A 1,176-nucleotide genomic window follows, 5' to 3' on the forward strand; every position below is an offset into this window, starting at 1 on the left:
TCATGTTTCTAAAAGCTTTGTTCGAGGGACATTTTTGGCCATTTCTCCGAATATATCTGAAGATAATATTGTTTATGTCGCTACTAACGCAGGAACCCTTTATAAATCTGTTGATCAAGGTGAAACATTCTCAATTCTAACTGAACTAAAAAAAAGAATTACATCCCTAATTATTTCTCCAAATTTCGCGTCAGATAAAACTCTTTACACAACTACTTTTGAAGGTATTTATAAAAGTGAAGATCAAGGGATAAGTTTGGCAACCCATCACTCAAGGAGAATCTTCTCAAGATTTAGTATGGTGGGGAGTAGCAATTTCTCCTAATTATCAAGAAGATAAAACTTTAATTGCTGGTAGTAGTAACGGTGCATTTAAAACAACAGATGGTGGAAACACTTGGGTTAAAATTAATAGTTTACCCTATGATAAAAATAATCAAGTTACTGAGGTCGCTATATCACCTAACTATAAAAAAGATCAGACTTTTATGGTGACTCTTCTAGGAAAAGGAACGTTTAAAACAGTAGGTGACGGTCACACTTTTTCATTAATAAATGATAGAAAAATTTATTTATCAAGAATTAATACAGTTCCTTCTGCGCCTATTCCTATTAAATTTTCTCCATCCTATGGAACTGATAATACAATTTATGGCTTTGGATCGGCTGAACCTGAAATTTATAAATCCACTGATAGTGGGAATACTTGGAAAGTGATTGCTATCTCTAGTCCCGACAAAAGTTTAGTGGATTATATTAATTATATTCCATTGCTCATTTATGCTGATCGTCTTCATTTATTTAAGCTGATCATTGCTCTATTAATTGCTGTGACAAGTTATTTAATTTTGGGATATATTAAGTTTAACAAAAAACTTCAATTAAATAACTTACTTATTAAATCAGGAGCAACTTTTATTATATTTATTGTATCCCTAAGATTACTGTATTGATATAGTTTTCTATTATCTCTAACTAGAAAAGATTTTACCTTATGAATAGGATAAATAGTATATATTAATTAGTTTTTACTTTCTGTGATAACCCAAAGCCAGGGATTGTTAGATTCATAAGCAGCTTGTACTGATAATTCTTGTTCTGTTCAAACTGCTCTTTTAAATTTTTTGAAGGTTTATATAAAAAGTAATTATTAAAATTATCAGGTAATTCTTTTGT

General features: G+C 30.0%; 2 protein-coding genes. Both read left to right on the plus strand.

All coding sequences use genetic code 11. The annotated features are described in order from the left end of the window. Positions 1-325: hypothetical protein (locus C4E06_RS05445; protein ID WP_232826167.1), on the plus strand; the 325-nt coding region annotated here is incomplete at its 5' end. 163 nt (positions 326-488) lie between these two features. Then, positions 489-953: a hypothetical protein gene (locus C4E06_RS05450; protein WP_107667138.1), complete on the plus strand. Its 465-nt coding sequence runs from the start codon at positions 489-491 to the stop codon at positions 951-953. Positions 954-1,176: the final 223 nt, after the last annotated feature.

Source organism: Cyanothece sp. BG0011, from assembly GCF_003013815.1.
In the GTDB taxonomy this organism is placed as follows: Bacteria; Cyanobacteriota; Cyanobacteriia; order Cyanobacteriales; family Microcystaceae; genus Crocosphaera.

What these genes read in the sequence shown, in the direction of transcription:
- C4E06_RS05450 (WP_107667138.1), top strand. Translation starts at nt 489, where the DNA reads ATGGTGACTCTTCTAGGAAAAGGAACGTTTAAAACAGTAGGTGACGGT.